Here is a 14173-nt window from a genome sequence, read left to right as displayed (position 1 = left end):
TTAACCATGGCACAATAACCACAAACGGTTTATGGGTGTTAATTAAATATCCCTGGATAGTCCAACACTGTGCATTCCATCACAGGTTGCAATCCAGACGCCGCAAAGGATGTCCCTACTTCACCGCCCCTTCCGTCACTCCACTGATAAACTTGCGCTGGAACACCAGGAACACCGCCACCAGAGGCAGAATCACAATCATCGCGCCCGCCATTAGCACTGGAATATCAATGGTGTTTTTGTTCTGGAAAAACATCATGCCGATTGGCAAAGTGCGCAGTTCATCCTTGTTGACCAGAATCAGCGGAATCAGGAACTCATTCCACGTCCAGATAAACAGCAGCAGCGCCAGCGTTGAGAGCGTGGGCCAGATGGCGGGCACCAGAATGCCCCACAGGATTTTGCGCCGGGATGCGCCGTCCATCACTGACGCTTCCACCAGTTCGCGCGGCACCTGCTGCAGTGCAGTGGCAATCATCAACGTGGTAAACGGCAGTGATAAGGCAATTTGTGGCAGGATTAGCGCCAGATACGTGTTCGTCAGCCCCATCCAGCGCAGTTCGTGGTAGAGCGGGATAATGAAAGCCTCGCTCGGTAGCACCATGCCCAGACCCAGCATCGCCGCTATCACCTTCTTACCAGGGATTTTCAGCCAGGCAAAACCAAATCCCGCCAGAATCCCTAACAAAATGCTGCTGATCACCACCGGAATCACCACCAGCACCGAGTTCATAAAGTAGACGTTGAAGTGCCCCTGCTGCCAGGCCGTCACGTAATTTTTAAAGTTCAGCGATGAAGGCAGCGTGAACACGCCCTGAAACAGCTCCATCTGCGTTTTGAACGAGGTCATCAGCGCCATTAAAAACGGCAGGATGGTCATCAGCGCGACAATCCAAATCAGTGCGCGTGAGACAACAGGCGTACCGCGCATCAGTGACGCTCCCGAATAGCAAAATGAATACAGGCGTTGATCATCAGCACAATCAACATACTGAACACGGCAACCGCAGACGCGTAGCCAAAGTAGTGCAGATCAAAGCCGTGCTTATACATAAAGATGTTGGTCACCATAGTCGAAGTGCCCGGCCCGCCTTGTGTCATCACATACACCAGATCGAAGGCCTTCAGGCTGGCAATCACCGTCAGCAGCAGCGCAATGCGCAGTTCCGGGCGCAGTGAGGGCAGCGTGATACGCATAAACTTCTGACGCCGTGAAGAACCATCCAAATCGGCGGCTTCTAACAGCGAAGGATCCATGCGCTGTAATCCAGCCATAAACAGCACCAGACAGAATCCAAAGAAATACCAGGTGGCGACAAAACCCACTGCCGGTAACGCCCAGGTGAAATCACCCAGCCACGACAGAGCCAACTGCGGCAAGCCAATCGCGCGCAGGAACTGATCGATAGGACCAAACGCTGGGTTATACAGCCAGCGCCACACCACGCCCAATACCGCCATCGGCATGATGTAAGGCAGAAAAAACAGAATACGCAATACGCTGCGCTCTTTGCCGTTGCGCGTTTCATACAGGAAGCTGCACAACAGCAGACCTACGCCAATTGGCAGCAAGGTGTAAAACAACATCAGCAGCGCGTTGTTGCCCAGCGCCACCCAGAACACCGGGTCCTGGAACATACGTACGTAGTTGCTAATACCGGTGAAAATCGGCAGGGAAATGCCATCCCACTCGGTGAAACTGATGCCGAGCGAGGCCAGCAGCGGCAGGAGTAAAAACACCGCATAGACCAGTACGGCAGGCAGAAGATAGAGCGCATTGCGCCAGGCAGATTTGTTCAGCATAACCTTACTCGCTTGCAGGCTAATTCACGGCCCGGCATTGCTGTCGGGCCGGACGTCATCAGTGCTTCAGGGTTTTCAGGTAACGTTGATAGTTGTTGTCGAAATTGGTGACCATCTGCTCCGGCGTCTGTCTTCCGGCCAGTAACAGCTGCACGTTCTGATTCAGCTCGGCGTTCATGGTCGGCGTGGCCCAGTCCAGATAATGGCCGAGGCCATCATGCTCGTTGAGGGTCACCCAAACCTGATATGTCTCTGCCAGCAACGGGTTATCCGCCGGGATTTGTGCATTCTTGCTGGTGCCTGCCGGCAGGAAGCCCACTTTCAACCAGCGGTTAGCCATCTCATCGGAAACGATGTAATCGATGAATTTGGCCGCCGCATCCTGCTGCTCTTTGGTTTTCGCGGTGTTGGTGATCGAGAACGCCAGATCGGTACCGCCCACCATTAGCGCATGCTGTACCCCCTCACCCATCGGCATCGCCGCGAAGTGCACATCTTTATTGTCTTTAAACTGGCCGAGATACCAGGTGCCGCTCACCAGGAACGCGGCCTGACCATTCTGGAACAGGGTGGCCGCATCATCATGACCAATGCCTTCAAAGCCGGGGAAGAAGTAGCCTTTGTCTTTCCAGCTTTTCATCATGCTCGCCGCTTTCACCAGCTTGTCGTCTTTGAAGGTGCCGCCGACGTCGTAGATCAGATCGTCGAGGGCTTTGCGATCTTTACTCTCAATCTGTGCTTCCCATACCGTACTCAGCAACTGCTGGCCCATATTGCCATCCAGCAGGCCGAGCATCATCGGCGGCGTACCCGCGGCTTTCAGTTTCTCCATTGCCGCTTCCAGTTCAGGCAGGGTTTTCGGTACCGCAACACCCGCTTTGTCCAGCAGCGCCTTGTTGTAATACAGACCCACCATTTCACCGAGACTCGCCACGCCATACAGTTTGCCGCTACCAAAGTCTTGCTTATCAGACCAGCGGTTACGCTTGAGGATCGAATCCGGGAAGCGCGTGGTCCAGCCGTAAGTTTTGGCATAATCGTCCAGCGGCCACAGCAGTTTGTCTTTCACCAGCGAACCCATATCGCCACCGCCCTGATTGACCTGCGCGATTTGCGGGCCATCACCGGCAGTCAGCGCCAGCTTCAGTGGAATGCGTGTGTCTTCAAAAGAGTGCACCGAGCGCTGGATGGTAATGCCCGGATTCTTCTGCTGGAACGCTTTCACCGCTTCATCCACGGCTTCGGTTTGCTGCGGATAGTTATAAATATCCCATTCGTTCAGCGTGACCGCTTGTGCCGTCGCCAGGGTCGCACCGAGCAAAATCCCGGCTGAAACCAGACGCGACACACTGCGCAGTGAGCTTTTCATAAGGGACGGACGTTTGGTTGAATCACACATCATGCTCGGTTTCTCCAACAGATGACTGGCATCCCTTCATCGCGACACCTGCATGTCCTGGCAGGTTGATTCAGCAGCAGTAATAACGACGTTAATTCATACTTACTTTATGAACAAAAGAAAGTCAAACACCCTCACTGCGGAATTTTTGCTCTGTGATACAGTGCAAACTGTGAGAAGAAAAGCGGGCTATGCAGTAGAGAATTCTGCATGACAGCCGCTGAAGCGCACACCATAAGAAGACATGCCTCTGCCGACAGCACAAATCACTTACGCCATTCAGCCGCATTAACCCACTGACAGACCATATGAAAATTCTATACTTATTGAGAGAGGTGAGAGGCCTCTGCGGCAAAATCATCCCAGAACACAGGCACCACAGGCTCTGCGCCGCTTCACGTGGCCGTTCACGCCACCGTCCGCCCTCAGGATTTACCTCGATGTTGTGCGGTAGCGCAATTATTACACCTTGAAAACTAAGTCAGCTTTATTTACCGTAAAATCTGTTTATCTCATGACCACAGAGGCACCACCATGACGGCTAAAGGTGTTATTCGCCGCGCCAGCGAGAGCGATTTTCCTGCCCTGTCGCGCATCTGCTTAGAAACGGCCAATGCGGGCACTGACGCCACCGCGCTCTATTCCGACCCGGCACTGCCCGGCCTGCGCTTTGTCATTCCCTACGCGCGCTTTGCGCCGGACTTTGCTTATGCCCTTGAAATAGAGGGGGAAGTGATGGGTTATGCGGTGGCAGCACCGGATACACGCGCCTTCGAAGCAGAACTGGATGCGCATTGGTGGCCACCGCTGCAACAGCAATATCGCGACTACACGCCGCGAGCCCCCCTCGACAGCAAAGTGCTGGACGCCATCCTCCAGCCAGATGCCGCTGCGGAACAACTGGTAGCGCAATGGCCTGCACATCTGCACATCAATCTGCTGCCGCCAGCCCAGCAAGGCGGCTGGGGACGAAAACTGATTGAGCAACTGCTGCAGGATCTGCGCGCCGCTGGCGTGTCGGGTGTTTATCTGGGCGTGAGTCTGCAAAACGAGAAGGTATGCGGCTTTTATCAACGTCTTGGTTTCACACACATTATGCGCAGCAACGCCATCTACATGGGTCAACTACTCTGATTGAGGCCTCACCATGACCAGCCTGCACCTGCAAAGCGTTAAAAAGTCCTACGACCATGTGAATGTGATCCACGGTATCGATCTCACCATTAACAGCGGCGAGTTCGTGGTGTTTGTCGGCCCTTCCGGCTGCGGTAAATCGACCTTGCTACGCATGATTGCCGGGCTGGAGGAGATCAGTGACGGCAAGCTGCTGATTGAAGGCGCAGACATGACGCACCAGCCCGCCACCGAGCGTGGCATTGCCATGGTGTTTCAGTCCTATGCGCTCTATCCGAATATGACGGTGCGCGGCAATCTGGCTTACCCGCTGGAAGTGATGAAGAAATCTAAAGCGGAAATTGAGAAAGCGATTAGCCAGACGGCTGCGCGTCTGCATCTGACAGAGTTGCTGGATCGCCTGCCACGTGCGCTCTCCGGCGGCCAGCGTCAGCGTGTGGCCATTGGTCGCGCCATCATCCGCCATCCACGCATTTTCCTGTTTGATGAGCCGCTCTCCAATCTGGATGCTGAGCTGCGGCTACAGATGCGCATTGAGATCGCTCGCCTGCACGCCTCACTGGGCAACACCATGATTTATGTCACGCACGACCAGCTGGAAGCGATGACGCTGGCCGACCGCATCGTGGTACTTCGTCAGGGCAAAATTGAGCAGGTGGGTGCTCCGATGGCGTTGTATCACGATCCCGACAATCTGTTTGTCGCCGGGTTTATCGGTTCTCCGAAGATGAACTTCCTGCAGGCGGAAATTGCCACGATCGCGCCAGGTGCCGTGCAGCTGCGCGTGCCTGCCTTAGGCATTCACACGCTGACCATGAAGATCGACGCAGCCTGCCATGAAGGACAAAAAGTCACGCTGGGAATCCGACCTGAACACTTCTCGCCGGCTAATCAGGATACCGATGCGCTGAGCTTTAGCGCTGATTTGTCATTCAGCGAGATGCTGGGGCACACCAACTATCTTTACCTGGATATCGGTGAGGAGAATTTACTGGTGATTGAGGAGCGTAACGCGGCAGAACATGAGATTGGCGACCGCGTCAGCTATCAGATCAATGCTGAGCGCGGAATGTTGTTTGATGAGCAGGGATTGCGCCTGCGTTAAGCGCCTGAACGAAGCAAGCGCCGTAGTTATGCTACGGCGCTCTCCTTATAACGAGCGAACAACGTCGATGCAGATCGCGCCACTACAGCTATTGCTGCTTTAAGACACCGTCTCTTCATCAGCCTGCGCCGCCAGTAAATCCAACAGCTTATTCACCGCAAAACCTGCCGCACCCTGTGCCCACATCCGATTCGACTCAGTGAGGAACTGCAGCGGCGTCATCTGCGGCGTGATCTTCAGGCGATAGGTCTGGAAGCTCTGGGTGATGTGGTCGAGCAGGATGCGCGAGGCCATCTGCGGCTCCATCGCCAGATACACCACGTCAGGATCGTAAGCCACCGACAGATTCGCCAGCGACATGCCCAGATGCTGCCCGGCCTCCGCCAGCGCGCTAAGCACTTCAGGTGTGGGCTGGCTATCCAGATCGCGTAACGTCTGCGGCAGCGCCTCTTTCAGTGAAACTGCCACACGCTGCAAAATCGCCTGTGACGAGGCGACATCTTCCAGCAAACGTTCGGAGCCATCACCGAGCAATGACACACCAATCTCACCGGCTTTGCCATGGCGGCCGCGATAGAGCTGGCGATCCAGTAAGATTCCCGCCCCGATCCCTTTGCCAAAGGTGGCGATCACCGCTGACTGTGCATGGCCCAACTGGCCAAATACCAGCGCGGCCATGGCTAAGGCATTGGCATCATTTTCGATAAAGACCGGCAGTGAAAAACGTTCTTCCAGCAGGCGGGCAATCGGCACGTTGTTCCAGCCCAGCGCGCGTGACAAGACGCAAACACCGTTGCTGGCATCCACCAGCCCCGAGAGGGCCAGCCCAATGGCACCGACTTTCTTTCCTTCCACACCACGCAAAAACTTCGCCAGCGCATCACCCAGTTGCTTGGGGGTCATCGCGCCTGAAGGGATCTGCTGTTCACCAATAATGTTGCCGCTGAGATCGGTTAAGACGATCAAATTACGTTCGGCGTTAAGCTGAATGCCGACCACGCTGGCGTGATCCGGGTTGAGGCCGAGCAGGGTTTTCGGTCGTCCCATTGATACACGACGCAACCCCAGCTCCTGCACAATACCGCCGGAGAGCAAGCGGTTGGTGGCCTGCGAAACCGTGGACATACTCAGGCCGCTACGGACTTTGAGGTCAGACTGGCTGATTGGCGCATTTTCGACAATCAGCCGCAAAATGCGTGCAGTTACGTTGGGAGCGCTCATGGATCTCTTTTTTAAGTTATAAGAGGCTAAGCCGGTTGCTGGCTGAACTGGCTGGCAAGGCGCAGTGCGCCGCTTAAGGCATCGCCCTGCGGCTGCACAAGCTGTGCAGCAATCTCGGCCGGTAACCAGGGCTGAATCGGCGCCGCGAGCCCCCCCATCAGGGCCAGTTTGCCGTGACTGCGTGCCAGCAAGGGTTGCACCATCTGCACGATATCGGCAGCGGCCTGCTGCACCAGCGCAATACCATGGGGATCGCCCTGCTGTGCAGCGGCAAAGACTTCAGGTACCACGCTGCCCCACTCGGCGGGTGTTGCCTGCTGTGACCAGAGTAACATCTGTTCCGGGCTGTGTTGATGCAACGCCATAATACGTTCAGTCAGCGCTGAAGCAGGCACGATAGCTTCGTGCGCCAGCAACGCTAAGCGCCGTGCACGGCGTCCAAGGATGGCGCCTGAACCGGCATCCGACAGGGCAAAACCCCAGCCACCCAGCAGGGTAAACTGCGCGCCGTCCCAGGCTGCGCCCTGGCTGCCCGTCCCGACAATCAGCACCGCGCCTGGTGCACCATCGTGCGCACCCGCGCAGGCGATCTCGACATCGGTAAACAGATAACGCGCCTGACAACGAGGCTGCCAGCTTTGCAGCCGTGAATGCACCGATGCCACATTGGCCCCCGCCAAACCCGCCACCAGCAGGGTGCGGTCACGCGCATCAGCAGCCAGCCCCGCTTGTTGAAAGAGCCTGTCGATGACCGATTCAATGGCGTTGATGGCGGCATCATACTGCGACCAGACATTGGCGGGCCCGCCCGTTGCTTCCGCCAGCACGTGGCCAGCGTGGTCCGTCAGGCGCCCGCGACAGTGTGTACCACCGCCATCAATACCCAGCAAAAGTGATTGCACGCGCTTCCTCCTGCCTGCCACGAACGGCATGATGCTTATAGATGTGCGAAAGATAGGGGAAAAAAACTTAAATCGCAATCACAAATAAATACGCATTCCTTATAGTTAATTAATATTCATTTAAAACATAAAGATAACAAAAAGCACCAATTTGAGATCGGCGTTAAGGATTGACATTAGTTTTTCTGCCGTAATAAGTTAATGGTCAGATTATCAGCAGCCTGATGGGTCGGGCAGCTAACAAGCAACGGGCTTCAGGGGTACAACATGAAAGTGGGCATTATTGGTCTGGGCTTTCGTCTTTCTCATGTGGTGAAAGAGTTCAACAAAGCTGACGCAGAGTTCTCCGTGGTGGGTTACGTCGATCCGGCTCCCGCTGGCTTGCCAAATCTTCACACCTTCGGCATTGATGCCGGGCAGGCGTTCGACAGCGTGGATGCGCTGCTCCAGCACGGCGGTTTCGAACTGTTGCTGGTAGGGTCACCCAACTTTATGCACCTTGAGCATATTCGGCAGGGGCTGGCAGCCGGTTACACCGTGTTTACCGAGAAACCGGTGGTGATCAATGAAGAACAAACCATGGCGATGGCACAACTGGTACAACAATATGGGCATGAGCGCATTCTGGTCGGCCTGGTGCTGCGTTACTCACCGCTGTATCACGATCTGTTGAACGCACGCGATGAAAATCGTCTCGGTGAAATCACCTCAATCGAAGCCACTGAACACATCAAGCCTTATCACGGCGCCTTCTTCCAGCGCGACTGGCGACGTCTGGAAAAATACGCCGGTCCTTATATTCTGGAAAAATGCTGCCACGACATCGATCTCTATCAGGGATTGGTCGGTGAACGCCCGGTGCGCGTAGCCAGCTTTGGTGGACGTAAGAACTTCACCCCGCAGCATGCACCCACCGGGGCTGTCACGCCGCAATCAGAGGTGTATCACGTGAAGCCCAGCGGCTGGTCGAGCACGGATGCGGTGTTTGACGGCGACGCCGATATCGTCGATTACCAGACGGCGCTGATCGAATACGCCAATGGCGCAACTCTCGCCTTCCACGCCAACCTCAACGTGCCGGATGAATTTCGTCGTTTCTGCGTGATGGGCACCGACGGCATGGCCGAGGGCGACTTTGTGCGTAACTACTTCCGCGTACACAACGCCCGTACCGGCGAGCGCGAAGTCGATACCACCTACAGCGGCAATGCTTATGACGGTCACTATGGTGCCGATGCGTTGATGGCTGAAGAGATCGTCAAACACATTAAACAGGGAACGCCACTGAAAGTATCCGTGGTGGATGCACTGGAAGCGGGTCTGACCGCGATCAAAATCGATGAAGCACGAAAATCGAAAACCGTGGTGGATATGACAGACAGCTGGAAACAATTTGACGCCAGCCTGGGGAAAGCCGCGACCGTATAAGGTCAACCTCCCCGCGCAGATCCCCCTTTGCGCGGGGCTTTTCATGGCAGTGCAGAGTGGTGACATCATTAACCGGCCCGCGAGCCGGTTTTTGTTGGCACTTAACCTGCGTTTTCATTCTCCAGCTTCTGCCGTTTGCGCAGATGCGGGAAAATCGTCATCCAGACCGCTACCACCACCAGCGTGCCAATACCGCCAAGTGCTGCGGCAGGCACCGCACCCATCCACGCTGCCAGCATGCCTGACTCAAACTCACCCAGCTGATTTGAGGTGTTAATAAAGATGGCGTTGACCGCATTCACGCGACCGCGCATGTCATCCGGCGTATCCAGCTGCACCAGCGCGCCGCGAATCACCATGCTCACCATGTCGAACCCACCCAGCGCGGCCAGCGCCAGCAGAGAGAGCCATAATTGCGTGGAGAGCGCGAACACCAGCGTGGCGACCCCAAAGCCCGCCACCGAACCAAACATAATCATGCCGACGTGTTTTTCCAGCTTGTGACGGCTGAGCCACACGCCAACAATGAGCGCCCCTACAGAAGGTGCACCGCGCAGCATGCCCAATCCCCAGGGGCCGGTATGCAGAATATCCTGCGCGAAGATCGGCAACAGCGCGGTGGCACCTCCCAGTAACACGGCGAACAGATCGAGAGAGATCACACCCAACACATCTTTGCGCTCACGAATAAAACGCACGCCCGCAAACATGGTGGTGAGATTCATCGGCATCCGCGTTTGGGGTGGACGTTCATAGCGAAGGCGGCTGACCAACACCAGAGAGAAGAGATAAAACAGGGCGGAGACGCCGTAAACCACCTCGGGACCGGCCACATACAGCAGGCCACCTAAGGTTGGGCCGACGATCACTGCAGCCTGGCCGCCCACTGAACTCGCCGCCATGGCACGCGCGAGAATCGGTGGAGGCACCAGCGCAGGGAGCATCGACGTGATCGACGGCCACTCCAGCGCTTTGGCCACGGAGATCAGAAACACCAGTCCCCAAATTTCAATTTTATCCGCCCAGTGCATCAGCGTCAGTGCCACCAGGCCAAGCAGAGCTAGCCATTCAATCAATTGCCCGACCAGCACAATGCGGCGGCGATCAAACTGGTCGGCAAGATGGCCGGCCGGCAGAGCCAGTAATACCGAAGGCAGGAACTGCATCAGACCAATCATCCCCAACGCCATCGCGCTGTGCGTAAGGGCGTAGATTTGCCAGCTAACCGCCACGGAGAACATCTGGAAACCAAACGATGAACAGGTGCGCGCCAGCCAGAAGGCGACAAACGACCTGTGCCGCAACAGAGAGTCTTCTGCTGCGGATAACGGTGAAGCCATATTTTATCCCATCCTAAATCATCTTCCGGCCAGCATCATTGCACCAGCCTGGTGAAAAGCCGTTTACCGACTCTCATTATCATTTTGCGGCCACAGAGTGCGACATCTGACGCTGGCAAGCAATGGCTAGCCGTGCGCTTTAAAAACAGTTGCTTATCTAAAATTTAACTAAGCATAGAGTTCTGAATATTAGCAGGCTGATTGTTTTCACCTGAAAATATCTGAATCATTCCAGAAATTCCAATAACTCAATATTAAATACATCTTTTAGCCGCCATATCTCTCTATCAGAGACAGCTAAAAAAGGTGACCTTAACAAACATTTCGATCTATATTGGAAGCGTAAAGATCACAGCAACCTTGCCGTCCTTATAATAATTAAGACGTTCCAGTTAATTAATTTATTCATAGAGATAAATGGAAAACAGTTCATACAATCCTTATGTTACTGAGCGTATCCGTCGCCTCGACGGGGCACTGATGGGCGTGTGTTATTCAGCACCCTTTATGCATTGTGAACAGGAAAGCACAGTATTACTTAACGGAAGCAACATAATTTCACTGCACAATCAGTTGCCCGATACGCCCGAACGAATAATTATCCCTTTAGTGGGAAATACTCTTGCGCGCTTTTTAAAGGCGCCAGAAAAATATCCCAGCCTGCAAATGGAAAATGTCTCCCTTGCTATCAATTATGCCAGTTTAGTTAAGCATGAAGCGGCATTACGAGAAGCCGCACAGCATCACGCATTCTGGCTTTATGATTTGGCTCCGCCAGGAACGTGCTGGAAGAATATTGCCTCTTTTCCCTTCAGGGGAATTGTCCTGAACGATGATTTCTTCAATGATAATTATCTCAAGTTCAGCTTTCCCTTTTTGCTCGGATCCTGCCGGGAAAGAGAAGCAGAGGTGATATTACGCACTCCGCAATTAACTCTGCCGTTGTCTGTCTATGAAGACCTGCAACTTTCTGGCTGGCAGGAACAACGCATCAGCAACACCCTGTTTTAAGTGTAAACGCTTACACGAAATGCCGCCTCTTGCCGTTATGTCCCGATCTCTTCGGGCATAACGTTAGAATCTCCTCATAAAATGTCGCACTACTACCATTCCACAAGCGCAAAGCACTAAAAAAATCAAACCCGTTAACGTTTTTAAGATAAAATTTAACGCAAAGGGATCATCTGGCGTAACGGAAGCGCTGCGATCGAACATTTTAAGTCACTTCGTACTCTATGTCGGGAAACAACCTAATGCGTTGTTTCCTTTTAAGTTTATGGCAAAGAAAGAGGTTAATATTATGGGGAAAGCTTCCTCATCTTTTGGCGTGATTCGCTTTATGACGGTGCTGTTCGCACTGCTCACAGGCGCATTTATGCTGGTAGGCGGTGTATGGCTAGCCGCAATTGGTGGTTCCTGGTACTACGTTATTGGCGGTGTGATTATGTTGATCACCGCTATCCTGCTGTGGCGCCGTAGCGGTGCAGCGATCATGCTGTATGCACTGTTGCTGTTGGCAACGCTGGTGTGGGGCGTTTGGGAAGTTGGTTTCGACTTCTGGGCGCTGGCACCACGTACCGATGTGCTGGTGATCTTCGGCATCTGGCTGATTCTGCCGTTTGTGTATCGCGGTCTGAATCACGCAGGTAAAGGCGCACTGGGTCTGATGGCCGTTGCGCTGATTGCCAGCGTGCTGGTGCTGGCGTGGGCAGTGTTCCACGATCCGCAGGAGCTGAACGGTGAAATCCCAGCGGCGGCAGATAATGCCCCGCAAGCACAGCCGCTGAGCAACATCAAGGATGCTGACTGGCCTGCGTACGCGCGTGACCAGCAAGGCACGCGCTTCTCTCCACTGAAGCAAATCAACACCGGTAATGTGAAAGAGTTGCAGGTAGCCTGGCAGTTCCAGACGGGCGATCTGAAAACCCCGAACGACCCAGGTGAAATCACCGACGAAGTGACGCCGATTAAAATCCGCGACACCTTGTATCTCTGCTCACCGCACCAGATTCTGTTTGCGCTGGATGCAAAAACCGGTAAGCAGAAGTGGAAATTTGATCCGGGCTTAAAACCGAATCCAACCTTCCAGCATGTGACCTGTCGTGGTGTCTCTTACCATGAAATGCCAGCAGCAGCGGATGCGTCTAACACCCAGCCTGCGCTGTGTTCACGTCGCATTTATCTGCCAGTGAACGACGGTCGTCTGTTCGCGCTGGATGCCGAAACCGGTGAACGTTGTGCCGCGTTTGGTAACAACGGTGAGCTGGATCTGCAGCACAAACAGCCGGTACTGACCCCAGGCCAGTATGAGCCGACTTCACCACCGATCATCACGGATACCACTATCGTGATCGCCGGTGCGGTCACCGATAACTACTCAACCCGTGAACCGTCAGGCGCTATTCGTGGCTTTGATGTGAATACCGGTAAACTGCTGTGGGTGTTTGATCCGGGCGCGAAAGATCCCAACGCGATTCCAGATGATGAACATACCTTCACCATGAACTCGCCGAACTCCTGGGCACCGGCAGTATACGATCCAAAACTGGATACCGTATTCCTGCCAATGGGCGTGACCACACCAGACATCTGGGGTGGTAACCGTACGCCTGACCAGGAACGTTTCGCGAGCAGCGTACTGGCACTGAACGCCACCACCGGCAAGCTGGTGTGGTCGTATCAGACCGTGCATCACGATCTGTGGGATATGGACCTGCCGTCACAACCGACGCTGGCCGATATCACTGACAAAGATGGCAACACCGTTCCGGTGATTTATGCCCCGGCCAAAACCGGTAACATCTTTGTCCTGGATCGTCGTACCGGTAAGCCAGTTGTCCCCGCACCGGAAACTCCAGTGCCACAGGGCGCTGCGAAAGGTGATCACGTATCCCCAACTCAGCCGTACTCCGAACTGACCTTCCGTCCGAAGAACAATCTGACGGACAAGGACATGTGGGGCGCAACCATGTTCGACCAACTGGTGTGCCGCGTGATCTTCAAGCGTCTGCGCTACGAAGGTCCGTTCACCCCGCCGTCTGAGCAAGGTACGCTGGTGTTCCCTGGTAACCTCGGTATGTTCGAGTGGGGCGGTATCGCGGTAGATCCACATCGCCAGATCGCGATTGCTAACCCAATGGCGCTGCCGTTTGTCTCTAAACTGGTGCCACGCGGTCCGGGTAATCCGATCGAGCCACCAGCCGATGACAAAGGCGGTTCAGGTACTGAAACCGGTATCCAGCCACAGTACGGTGTACCGTACGGCGTCGAGCTGAATCCGTTCCTGTCTCCGTTGGGTCTGCCATGTAAACAACCGGCCTGGGGCTATGTCTCAGCGGTTGACCTGAAAACCAACGAAACCGTGTGGAAAAAACGTATCGGTACCGTTCGCGACAGCGCGCCGGTTCCGGTTCCGTTCAAAATGGGTATGCCAATGCTGGGCGGCCCAATTACCACGGCCGGTAACGTGTTCTTTATTGGTGCGACTGCCGATAACTATCTGCGCGCGTTCGACACCAACACCGGGGAAATGCTGTGGCAGGCACGTCTGCCAGCCGGTGGCCAGGCAACACCGATGACCTACGAAGTAGATGGCAAGCAGTACGTTGTCATTGCTGCAGGTGGTCACGGTTCGTTTGGTACTAAGCTGGGCGATTACGTCATTGCCTACGCACTGCCAGATGCTAAATAAGTTTCTGGATTGATGTGACAAAGGCGGGCTGTGAAGCCCTAATGCTTGTCAGTTAAGATCTTAATGGAGGCCGCAACGGATAACGTTGTGGCCTCTTTTTTACCGCCCTTGGGTAATGCCGCACTCTTCTTTCCGGCAGCACCAGCCCTG

At 54.6% G+C, this 14173-nt stretch carries 11 protein-coding genes; 5 read left to right on the top strand and 6 right to left on the bottom strand.

From position 1 onward, the window contains the following. Positions 1-115 precede the first annotated feature (115 nt). Genes WFP70_RS24385 through WFP70_RS24375 form a run of 3 tightly spaced genes read right to left on the bottom strand, consistent with a single transcriptional unit; the run spans position 116 to position 3205 of the window. Complete coding sequence (locus WFP70_RS24385) at positions 116-931, bottom strand: carbohydrate ABC transporter permease (RefSeq protein ID WP_337024684.1); 816 nt, start codon at positions 929-931, stop codon at positions 116-118. Beyond that, positions 931-1803: a carbohydrate ABC transporter permease gene (locus WFP70_RS24380; RefSeq protein ID WP_337024685.1), complete on the bottom strand. Its 873-nt coding sequence runs from the start codon at positions 1801-1803 to the stop codon at positions 931-933. Before WFP70_RS24380 ends, WFP70_RS24385 begins: the two co-directional genes overlap by 1 nt. Before the next feature lie 58 nt (positions 1804-1861). Then, a complete protein-coding gene (locus tag WFP70_RS24375) occupies positions 1862-3205 on the bottom strand; it encodes an extracellular solute-binding protein (RefSeq protein WP_337024686.1) in 1344 nt (447 codons plus the stop codon). A gap of 531 nt (positions 3206-3736) precedes the next feature. Here WFP70_RS24375 and WFP70_RS24370 point away from each other — a divergent pair. Beyond that, positions 3737-4336: a GNAT family N-acetyltransferase gene (locus WFP70_RS24370; protein WP_166933850.1), complete on the top strand. Its 600-nt coding sequence runs from the start codon at positions 3737-3739 to the stop codon at positions 4334-4336. Between the two features lie 13 nt (positions 4337-4349). Continuing rightward, entirely contained in the window at positions 4350-5441 is a 1092-nt protein-coding gene (locus WFP70_RS24365; RefSeq protein ID WP_337024687.1) for an ABC transporter ATP-binding protein, read from the top strand. 99 nt (positions 5442-5540) lie between these two features. On the opposite strand, the gene WFP70_RS24360 is transcribed toward WFP70_RS24365, so the two are convergent. Both WFP70_RS24360 and WFP70_RS24355 read right to left on the bottom strand, forming a co-directional pair. Beyond that, positions 5541-6662 carry an ROK family transcriptional regulator gene (locus WFP70_RS24360; RefSeq protein ID WP_058961835.1) on the bottom strand — a complete coding sequence of 374 codons (1122 nt, stop codon included), beginning with the start codon at positions 6660-6662 and terminating at the stop codon, positions 5541-5543. A 26-nt stretch (positions 6663-6688) separates the two neighbouring features. After that, complete coding sequence (locus tag WFP70_RS24355; protein ID WP_337024688.1) at positions 6689-7564, bottom strand: BadF/BadG/BcrA/BcrD ATPase family protein; 876 nt, start codon at positions 7562-7564, stop codon at positions 6689-6691. Between the two features lie 267 nt (positions 7565-7831). Here WFP70_RS24355 and WFP70_RS24350 point away from each other — a divergent pair, with 267 nt between their 5' ends. Beyond that, positions 7832-8992, top strand: a complete 1161-nt coding sequence (locus WFP70_RS24350; RefSeq protein ID WP_337024689.1) for a Gfo/Idh/MocA family protein — start codon at positions 7832-7834, stop codon at positions 8990-8992. 101 nt (positions 8993-9093) lie between these two features. Here the strand turns inward: WFP70_RS24350 and WFP70_RS24345 are convergent, their stop codons facing one another. Continuing rightward, entirely contained in the window at positions 9094-10332 is a 1239-nt protein-coding gene (locus WFP70_RS24345; protein ID WP_337024690.1) for an MFS transporter, read from the bottom strand. Positions 10333-10749: 417 nt separating this feature from the next. On the opposite strand from WFP70_RS24345, the gene WFP70_RS24340 reads away from it, so the two are divergent. Continuing rightward, on the top strand, positions 10750-11343 hold the full coding sequence (locus tag WFP70_RS24340; protein WP_337024691.1) for a hypothetical protein: 594 nt from the start codon (positions 10750-10752) through the stop codon (positions 11341-11343). A gap of 289 nt (positions 11344-11632) precedes the next feature. Beyond that, entirely contained in the window at positions 11633-14023 is a 2391-nt protein-coding gene (locus WFP70_RS24335) for a glucose/quinate/shikimate family membrane-bound PQQ-dependent dehydrogenase (RefSeq protein WP_337024692.1), read from the top strand. Positions 14024-14173 lie beyond the last annotated feature (150 nt).

The organism is Pantoea sp. USMM079 (assembly GCF_037153115.1).
GTDB lineage: Bacteria > Pseudomonadota > Gammaproteobacteria > Enterobacterales > Enterobacteriaceae > Pantoea > Pantoea communis.
Note: the sequence above shows the minus strand (reverse complement) of the source record. Positions and strands in the feature narration are given on the sequence as shown.

Excerpts from the sequence above, each read along its gene's own strand:
- WFP70_RS24385 (WP_337024684.1), bottom strand. The coding sequence starts at position 931 with ATGCGCGGTACGCCTGTTGTCTCACGCGCACTGATTTGGATTGTCGCG.
- WFP70_RS24380 (WP_337024685.1), bottom strand. The coding sequence starts at position 1,803 with ATGCTGAACAAATCTGCCTGGCGCAATGCGCTCTATCTTCTGCCTGCC.
- WFP70_RS24375 (WP_337024686.1), bottom strand. The coding sequence starts at position 3,205 with ATGATGTGTGATTCAACCAAACGTCCGTCCCTTATGAAAAGCTCACTG.
- WFP70_RS24370 (WP_166933850.1), top strand. The coding sequence starts at position 3,737 with ATGACGGCTAAAGGTGTTATTCGCCGCGCCAGCGAGAGCGATTTTCCT.
- WFP70_RS24365 (WP_337024687.1), top strand. The coding sequence starts at position 4,350 with ATGACCAGCCTGCACCTGCAAAGCGTTAAAAAGTCCTACGACCATGTG.
- WFP70_RS24360 (WP_058961835.1), bottom strand. The coding sequence starts at position 6,662 with ATGAGCGCTCCCAACGTAACTGCACGCATTTTGCGGCTGATTGTCGAA.
- WFP70_RS24350 (WP_337024689.1), top strand. The coding sequence starts at position 7,832 with ATGAAAGTGGGCATTATTGGTCTGGGCTTTCGTCTTTCTCATGTGGTG.
- WFP70_RS24345 (WP_337024690.1), bottom strand. The coding sequence starts at position 10,332 with ATGGCTTCACCGTTATCCGCAGCAGAAGACTCTCTGTTGCGGCACAGG.
- WFP70_RS24340 (WP_337024691.1), top strand. The coding sequence starts at position 10,750 with ATGGAAAACAGTTCATACAATCCTTATGTTACTGAGCGTATCCGTCGC.
- WFP70_RS24335 (WP_337024692.1), top strand. The coding sequence starts at position 11,633 with ATGGGGAAAGCTTCCTCATCTTTTGGCGTGATTCGCTTTATGACGGTG.